The 6,288-nt window shown below is 68.1% G+C and carries 7 protein-coding genes; 4 read left to right on the top strand and 3 right to left on the bottom strand.

Annotation, left to right across the window (positions count from 1 at the left end; translation table 11 throughout):
• Positions 1-171: 171 nt before the first annotated feature.
• Positions 172-1,128, bottom strand: a complete 957-nt coding sequence (locus R2601_RS06120) for an L-threonylcarbamoyladenylate synthase (protein ID WP_007795155.1) — start codon at positions 1,126-1,128, stop codon at positions 172-174.
• 122 nt (positions 1,129-1,250) lie between these two features.
• On the opposite strand from R2601_RS06120, the gene R2601_RS06115 reads away from it, so the two are divergent.
• From R2601_RS06115 to R2601_RS06105, 4 genes are all read left to right on the top strand, one after another.
• Positions 1,251-2,951, top strand: coding sequence for an acyl-CoA dehydrogenase family protein (locus R2601_RS06115; protein WP_007795152.1), 1,701 nt, complete (start codon positions 1,251-1,253; stop codon positions 2,949-2,951).
• Between the two features lie 4 nt (positions 2,952-2,955).
• The gene (locus R2601_RS06110; RefSeq protein ID WP_007795151.1) at positions 2,956-3,984 is read left to right on the top strand and encodes an MBL fold metallo-hydrolase; all 1,029 of its coding nucleotides are present in this window, start codon (positions 2,956-2,958) and stop codon (positions 3,982-3,984) included.
• A gap of 117 nt (positions 3,985-4,101) precedes the next feature.
• A complete protein-coding gene (locus R2601_RS25785; RefSeq protein ID WP_007795148.1) occupies positions 4,102-4,236 on the top strand; it encodes an aa3-type cytochrome c oxidase subunit IV in 135 nt (44 codons plus the stop codon).
• A 38-nt stretch (positions 4,237-4,274) separates the two neighbouring features.
• A complete protein-coding gene (locus tag R2601_RS06105; RefSeq protein WP_007795145.1) occupies positions 4,275-4,940 on the top strand; it encodes a hypothetical protein in 666 nt (221 codons plus the stop codon).
• Here the strand turns inward: R2601_RS06105 and R2601_RS06100 are convergent.
• Together R2601_RS06100 and R2601_RS06095 are read right to left on the bottom strand one after the other, a co-directional pair.
• Positions 4,925-5,251 carry a branched-chain amino acid transport AzlD family protein gene (locus tag R2601_RS06100; RefSeq protein WP_007795142.1) on the bottom strand — a complete coding sequence of 109 codons (327 nt, stop codon included), beginning with the start codon at positions 5,249-5,251 and terminating at the stop codon, positions 4,925-4,927. The genes R2601_RS06105 and R2601_RS06100 overlap by 16 nt on opposite strands.
• On the bottom strand, positions 5,248-5,952 hold the full coding sequence (locus tag R2601_RS06095) for an AzlC family ABC transporter permease (protein ID WP_007795139.1): 705 nt from the start codon (positions 5,950-5,952) through the stop codon (positions 5,248-5,250). Before R2601_RS06095 ends, R2601_RS06100 begins: the two co-directional genes overlap by 4 nt.
• Positions 5,953-6,288: the final 336 nt, after the last annotated feature.

Here is a 6,288-nt window from a genome sequence, read left to right as displayed (position 1 = left end):
CCCCCCCCCCCCCCCCGGCGTGCGCGGACTCCCCCGAGGTATTTTTGAACCAGAGAAGATCGGGCGCGGCACCCCTGTCTTCTTCTGGCCTCAAATATCCCCGCCGGAGGCCGGCCTGACATTGCGGCCGGGCGCCGGGTCGGGGAGGGAAGCGCGAAGGGCTGAGCCGCGTCAGTCGCGCGGCGCGGCGGCGCGGCTGAGGCGGTCGTTGATCGCGATGCCAAGGCCCACATGGGGCACGGGCATGACCGCGATCGTCTCGGCGCCGTCAGCATCGAGTCGGTGCAGGTATTCGAAGAGATTCGCCGCCGCCTCGACCAGATCGCCCGAGGGCGACAGGTTCAGATCGCAATCGCCCTCCGTCTGGCCGAATCCGAGCCGGGCCTCCCCCTCCTGCCACTCGGCGGCATTGAGCCGCACCCGCGCGCGCGGCGCGTAATGCGAGCTGAGCTGGCCGGGGGCCGAGATCTGTTCGCGGTCCTTGCGCTCCATCACCGGCCGGCCCAGCACCTGCGACAGCGCGTCGATGCCGATGCGGCCGGGGCGAAGCAGGGTCGGCTTGCCGGCAAGGCCGAGGATGGTCGATTCGAGGCCCACGTCGCAGCGCCCGCCGTCGAGCACGCCCTCGATGCGGCCGTCGAGCGTGTCGAGCACGTGCTCGGCGCGGGTCGGGCTGATGCGGCCCGAGCGATTGGCAGACGGCGCCGCCACCGGGCCGCCGAACTCGGCCAGCAGTGCGCGCGCCACCGGGTTGGCGGGCATCCGCACCGCGAGCGAGTCGAGCCCGGCGGTGACCAGCTTCGACACCTTCGCGCTCTCGCGCAGCGGCAGCACCATGGTGAGCGGGCCGGGCCAGAACGCCGCGGCGGCCGCCTCGGCCAGGTCGGACCAGACCACAAGCGCCTTCACCGCGTCGAGATCGGCGAGGTGCACGATCAGCGGGTTGAATGAAGGCCGCCCCTTGGCCTCGTAGATCCGCGCCACCGCGCGGTCGTTGCAGGCATCGCCGCCGAGGCCGTAGACCGTCTCGGTCGGGAAGGCGAGCAGGCCGCCGCTGCGGAGGATCCCGGCCCCGCGGGCAAGCCCCTCGGGATCGGCCTGAAGGCGCTGGGTTGCGATCTCGCTCATGGACTTATGACGCCGCGTTTTGGTTGGACAGAGGCGCGGGGGCCAGTAGGCTCCCGGGCAAGAATTTGACGCTCTGACTATCGGAGCGCCGTGCCATTGCCAACCGGGATTGGACCCTGACCATGCCATATCGCGCCCCCGTCTCCGAATTCAGCTTCCTCCTCGACAAGGTCATCGGCTTCAAGGCCGTGCAGGAAACCGAGCGCTTTGCCGAGGCGAGCCCCGACATGGTGAGCGCGGTGCTGACCGAGGCAGGCCGGATGTGCGATGAGGTCATGGCGCCGCTGCAGCGCAACGGCGATCTGCACCCGGCGGTGCTCGAGAACGGCGTGGTGCGCAGTTCCAAGGGCTACGACGAGGGCTACAAGGCAATCGCCGAGGGCGGCTGGGTGGCGATCACCGCGGATCCCGAGCATGGCGGCATGGGTCTGCCGCTCACCGTGGCCACGGCGGTCAACGAGATGATGTCGGGCGCCTGCCTGTCGCTGCAGCTCAACCCGCTGCTGACCCAGGGCCAGATCGAGGCGCTGGAGCACCACGCCTCCGACGAGATGAAAGCGCTCTACCTGCCCAAGCTGATCTCGGGCGAGTGGTCCGGCACGATGAACCTGACCGAGCCGCAGGCGGGCTCGGATGTGGGCGCGCTGTCGTCGAAGGCCGAGCCCAACGGCGACGGCACCTACGCCATCACCGGCCAGAAAATCTATATCTCGTGGGGCGACTCGGACCTCGTGGAGAATGTCTGCCACCTCGTGCTGGCGCGTCTGCCCGACGCGGCACCGGGGACCAAGGGCATCAGCCTGTTCATGGTGCCGAAGTTCCTGCCCGACGAGGCCGGCAACCCGGGCGTGGCCAACACGCTCAAGGTGGTCAGCCTCGAGCACAAGATGGGCCTGCATGGCAGCCCGACCTGCGTGATGTCCTATGAGGGCGCCACGGGCTGGATCGTCGGCGAGCCCGGCGGTGGCATGAAGGCGATGTTCACGATGATGAACAATGCCCGGCTTGGCGTCGGCGGGCAGGGTGTGGGGGCTGCGGAAGGTGCCTACCAGCACGCGCTGGCCTTCGCCAACGAGCGCAAGCAGGGCAAGAACCCGCATGACACCATCATCGGCCATGCAGATGTGCGCCGGATGCTGGCCACGATGAAGGCCGAGATCCTCGCCGCCCGGGCCATCGCGCTCGACTGCGCGGTGTCGATCGACATGGGTCGCGCCACCGGCGCGCCCGAGTGGACGGCGCGCGCCGCCTTCCTGACCCCGATCGCCAAGGCCTTCGGCACCGATATCGGTTGCGAGGTCTCGGAGATGGGCGTGCAGGTGCATGGCGGCATGGGCTATGTCGAGGAAAGCGGCGCGGCGCAGTTCTATCGCGATGTCCGCGTGACGGCGATCTACGAGGGCACCAACGGCATTCAGGCGATGGACATGGTCGGCCGCAAGCTGATGGATGGCGGCGAGGCGGCGACCCGTCTGCTCGACGAGATCGAGGCCGAGGCCGAGGCCGCCAAGGGCACCATGCCCGAGCTGGCCGGGGCGGTCTGGGAGGCCGCCGAGACCCTGCGCGAGACCACCGAGTGGCTGGTAGCGCAGGCGATGCCGGCGCGGTTCGGCACCGCGGTGCCCTATCTCCGGGCCTTTGCCCGGGTGCTGGGCGGGCATTACCACCTGCGCGCGGCGATGGCCGATCCGGATGGCAGTCACGGCAAGCTGGCGCGGTTCTACATCACCCGCCTCCTGCCCGAGCATGCGGGCCTGCTCGCGCATGTGCGCTCCGACGACTCGGACCTGATGGACATTTCGCCCGACGATCTCGCGGCCTGAGCCGATGACCACCGGCATCCGCTACCCGTTCGACGCGCCGCCCGAGCATGGTGCCGCCATCGAGGTGGCGGAGGGCGTGCTGTGGATGCGGCTGCCTCTGCCGATGGCGCTCGATCACGTCAATGTCTATGCGCTCGACGACGGCGACGGCTGGACGGTGATCGACACCGGGTTCTCCGCCCCCCGCAGCCGCGCGCTCTGGGAGGCGCTGCTGTCGGGGCCGCTCAAGGGCAAGCCGGTGCGGCGGGTGCTCGTGACCCATCACCATCCGGACCATGTGGGGCTTGCGGGCTGGTTCCAGGAGCGCGGGGCGGAGTTGCTCACCACCCGCACCGCATGGCTCTTCGCGCGGATGCTGACGCTCGACGAGGAGGACCGTCCTTCGCCTGCGCAGCTCGATTACTGGCGGCGCTGTGGCATGGCCGCGGACATGCTCGAAAAACGCGCCGAGGAGCGTCCGTTCAACTTCTGCGACTGCGTGTGGCCGATGCCGCTGGGCTTCACCCGAATCCAGCAGGGCGACCGGCTCGAGATCGGTGGCCGGACATGGGACGTGCATATCGGCGACGGCCACGCGCCCGAGCACGCGACGCTCTGGTCGCGCGATGACAACCTCGTGCTGGCCGGGGATCAGATCCTGTCGACCATCAGCTCCAATCTCGGCGTCTACGCCACCGAGCCCGAGGCAGACCCGGTGGCGGAGTGGCTCGAATCCTGCGAGCGGCTGTCGGAGCTGGCGCGCCCGGAGCATCTCGTGCTGGGGGGCCACAAGCTGCCCTTCACCGGCCTTCCGTTCCGCATGGCGCAGCTGATCGAGAACCACCATTCGGCGCTCGACCGTCTGCACGGCTACCTCGCAGAGCCCAAGGCGGCGGGCGAGTGCTTTCCGGTGCTGTTCAAGCGCCGCATCGGTGAGCCCGAATACGGGCTCGCGCTGGTCGAGGCGATGGCGCATTGCCTGCATCTCTGGCACGAGGGCCGCGCCACCCGCGAGATCCGAGGGGATGGCGCGTGGATCTGGCAGGCGGTCTGATCCTGCCTCGATGTCGAAAGATACCTGCAAGCTGCGGCTTTTGGGCAGGTGACAGCGGCTGGGAAATCCGCTAGTCAAAACAGCGACAACAGGAATGCCACAGGGACGGATCTGGAGATGGCTGAGCACAAGCTGGGAACCATGGACATCACCGAACAGGAAAGGACTTTCCACGGGTTCATCAAGTTCACCATTCGCACACTTTACGTGATCTTCGCGATCCTGGTCATCCTGATGATCTTCGGCGCCTGAGGCGCCTACGTTCCCCACCACCTCAGGAGCACGCTCGGATGACGTTCAGAGCCGCCATTCTCGCCGGTCTGGCGGCGCTTTCGCTTGCCGGCTGCACCACGCCGAGCGCGCACACCCCCAACGCCACAGAGGCCGAGATCGCCGAGGCCGCCTATCGGCATGACGGGCCGCCGGCGATCACGCTCTACACCATGATCAACAACCGCAGCGATGCCGGCGCGCATTCGAGTATGATGATCAACGCGCCCTCGCAGCGGGTGATCTTTGATCCCGCGGGCTCGGTGCGGGCAAGCTGGCTGGTCGAGGCCGATGACGTGATCTACGGCATCACGCCGAAGATTGCCGAGGTCTACGAAGGCGCCCATGCGCGCGAGACCTACCGCGTCCGGGTGCAGCGAATCGAAGTGCCGCCCGAGGTGGCCGAGCAGGCGCTGCGGCTGGTGCAGGGCTATGGCGCGGTTTCGCAGTCGCAGTGCACCGTCGCCACCTCAGGCGTGCTCAAGCAGCTGCCGGGATTCGAGCAGGTCAGCAGCACCTGGTTCCCGAACAAGCTCGCCGATCAGTTGGCGGGGATGCCGGGGCTCGAGGATCGCGTCGTGCGCGACACCGATGCCGATGACAAGCGGCTGGCCATCGCGGCCTATGGCGAGGAACTCGGCGCGTCCGGCCGGACGCAGGCGAACCGGGCTCAGGCGAACCAGTAAAGTCCGCCCACCAGCGTCAGCCCGCCCATCACCATCGCAAGCAGCGGGTTCTTGAAGTAGAACCCGACCCCCAGCGCCACGACGGCCGCCGTCAGCCGCACCGGCTCGGGCTGGCCGTCATTGGCGGCGGGAAAGACGATCAGCGGCATGATCAGCGCCGGCAGCACCGACACCGCGGTGTAGCGCAGATGGCGCATCAGCCAGGCCGGAATCGGGCGGTCTCCGACCAGCCCGAGGAAGGCGAAGCGCAGGCCGAAGCTGCCCAGCCCCAGCCCGATGATGACGATCCAAAGTTCGGTACGGTCGATCATGCGGCCTCTCTACGGCGTTCGATCTCGGCACCGGCCATCATGCCGAGCAGCGCCGCGACCAGCAGGCCGAGATTGTAGGGAAGGAAGGCGAAGAGCAGCGCCGAGACCGAGGCCACTAGCGCCGCCGCGCCATGCGCGCCGGTGCGCAGGGCGGGGCCGATCAGCGCGAGGAACGCGATCGGCATGGCAAAGTCGAGCCCGTTCTCGATCGAGATCTGCGCGCCCACCACGGCACCCACAACGGTGAAGCCGTACCAGAGCGGGCAGAGCGGCGTGATCGTCCCAAGGAAGTAGGCGAATCGTTCGCCATTCGTCATCTCGGGTTCGCGCTCGTATTTCACGATCCCCAGCGCATAGGCCTGATCCACCAGAAGGTAGGCCACCACGCCGCGCTTCCACAGCGGCAGGTGGCCGAGATGCGGTGTCAGCGAGGCCGAGTACATCGCCATGCGCAGGTTGACCGCCAGTGCCGAGGCCAGCACCACCAGCGTCGGGGCCTGGTCCTGCATCAGCTGCAGCGCGGTGAACTGCGCCGCCCCGGCGATCACCGCGACCGAGAAGGCCAGAGCCTCGAGCACATTGAGACCTGCGCTCTTGGAAAGCACGCCGAACACCGTGGCGAAGGGCACGATGACGAGGACGAACGGCGCCCCGTCGCGCAGACCTGTGAGATAGCTTGACCGAAGGTCGCCCGTGTCCATCGCGGGTCTCCGTTTTGGGGGAACACTCCTGACCTAACGAAGCGCGGGATGAGATGCAATCGCGCTGCCCCGGTGGTTGCGCAGACTCGATTGTGCACAAACGCAGGGCACTGGCGGGCAAGCAGGGCCGTGAAAGGGATTTCGGCCAGTCGGGCACTGCCAACCGGGAGGGGAAGGCGCCTCAGTCGAAGGTGCCTGCGACCCGGCCAAGCAGCATGAAGGCGCGCGAGGAGCGGGTGTTGGCCAGTTCGGTGATCTCGGCGTCGCTGGCCTCTGGGGTGAACCGCGCCACGCCCTTGTCGAACAGCCGCAGGAAGTGATGCGCCGCGTCGCGGG

Origin of the sequence: Salipiger bermudensis HTCC2601 (assembly GCF_000153725.1) — a bacterium.
GTDB classification, from domain to species: Bacteria; Pseudomonadota; Alphaproteobacteria; order Rhodobacterales; family Rhodobacteraceae; genus Salipiger; species Salipiger bermudensis.
Note: the sequence above shows the minus strand (reverse complement) of the source record. Positions and strands in the feature narration are given on the sequence as shown.